This is a genomic window from 'Chrysanthemum coronarium' phytoplasma, from assembly GCF_000744065.1.
Classification (GTDB): Bacteria; Bacillota_I; Bacilli_A; order Acholeplasmatales; family Acholeplasmataceae; genus Phytoplasma; species Phytoplasma asteris.
Genome location: NZ_BBIY01000102.1, coordinates 1 through 1,525, shown reverse-complemented (window position 1 = coordinate 1,525; position 1,525 = coordinate 1). Strand labels below are relative to the sequence as shown.

General features: G+C 32.3%; 3 protein-coding genes. All 3 read left to right on the top strand.

What is annotated here, in order from left to right; genetic code table 11:
* On the top strand, positions 1–610 hold a 610-nt coding region (locus OYV_RS03850), incomplete at its 5' end, for a 3'-5' exonuclease (RefSeq protein ID WP_042068389.1).
* Between the two features lie 118 nt (positions 611–728).
* Complete coding sequence (locus OYV_RS03845) at positions 729–941, top strand: hypothetical protein (RefSeq protein ID WP_042068387.1); 213 nt, start codon at positions 729–731, stop codon at positions 939–941.
* 10 nt (positions 942–951) lie between these two features.
* Positions 952–1,525: YqaJ viral recombinase family protein (locus tag OYV_RS03840; RefSeq protein ID WP_042068386.1), on the top strand; the 574-nt coding region annotated here is incomplete at its 3' end.

The following is a 1,525-nucleotide window of genomic DNA, read 5'->3' as shown; positions in this document are numbered from 1 at the left end:
GGAAGGAAACATTTTTGAAAAACTAACCCAACTTTTAGATCAAATATCTTTGTATAGCGAAATTAACGAACAAACCGAACAAGACCCCAAAACCCCAAGCAAAAACGATCGCGTTAAACTTTCTACTATTCACAAAGTCAAAGGTTTAGAATTTAGAGTGGTTTTTATAGCTGCTTTTGAAGATATTTTTTTTGATTGCAACCAAAAAGAAAAAAGCGATTTAGAAGAATCAAGACGTCTAGCTTATGTAGCAATTACAAGAGCCGAAGAAAAGTTATTTTTAACTGGGGCTTATCAAAGAGTTTCATATGGCAAACAAATAGACAGTCAACCTTCACGCTTTTTACAAGAAATGGGCTTTTTTCCAAAAGAAACCCAAAGACCAAATTATTTTTCCCCACATTTATTTCAACCAAACCAATCAAACCAAGTATCTTGCATTAATGAAAATGGCTTTTTTCAAAAAGGAGACAAAGTCAAACACAAAACTCTCGGCTTGGGCGTAGTGGAAGCCATCATGCAAGATTTAATCCAAGTACGCTTTATAAATTCCCAAAATATAAAAATATTTGAAAATACAACTGCTTTTCTTGCTAAAATAAAAGAGTAAGTAAATTTTAAACATTTATCAAAAAAACGAATCATCAATCATTATTTTATTAAATCGATTAGAAATTTAAAAACAACAAAACAACAAAATCAAATTACCAAAATCAAAGGAGATTTTTATGAATTATACCGTTTTTTTTGTAACTATTTGTACTTTTATCGTTTTAAGTACTTTATTTTTAGCAGATAGCAACGACAGCTTTTCTTTGGGAAATTCTTTTTCCGAACAAAAACAAGGACGCAAAATCAAAGGAGAACAATTCTTCTTAAACTGCTTTCTTACTGTTTTAACCATGGCTTTTTTTGGGCTTTCCTTTTGGTGCCAACAATAGTTGATGCCATATGCAATTAGAACAAAATACCTTAGCTTGGCAAAATCATCGCAAAAAATACATTAATGCTTCCGAAGTAGCAGCTATCATGGGCTTAAATCCATTTGAAACCAAAGAGCAATTATTAAAAAGAAAAGTTTTTGGCACTCCAATCGAAGACAACGAAGCAATGAAACGCGGACGAATTTTGGAACCCCAAGCAAGAAATTTTTTCAACCAAACACAAAAAATGCAATTCGAACCCAAAGTCTTTGTCAAAGATTTCATGTCTGCTTCTTTGGATGGATGGGACGCCCAATCCCAAAGCCTCTTAGAAATCAAATGCCCCATTTCTTTTGCCTCTTATACTTGGCAATCCTTTTTAAATGAAGGAAAAATCCCTACTATCTATTATGCCCAACTCCAAGCCCAAATTTATTGTTCTCAATCAATTAAAGCTTACTTTTTAGTCTATCAAAACGACCAAACCAACAAAAATATCGAAGTCAAAGAAGACCCGAATTTTATCACAAACATGCTTGAACAGTGCAGTCATTTTTTTCAATTATACTTAAAAACTAAACAATTACAAAAACAACTTCAAA

What these genes read in the sequence shown, in the direction of transcription:
- OYV_RS03845 (WP_042068387.1), top strand. Translation starts at nt 729, where the DNA reads ATGAATTATACCGTTTTTTTTGTAACTATTTGTACTTTTATCGTTTTA.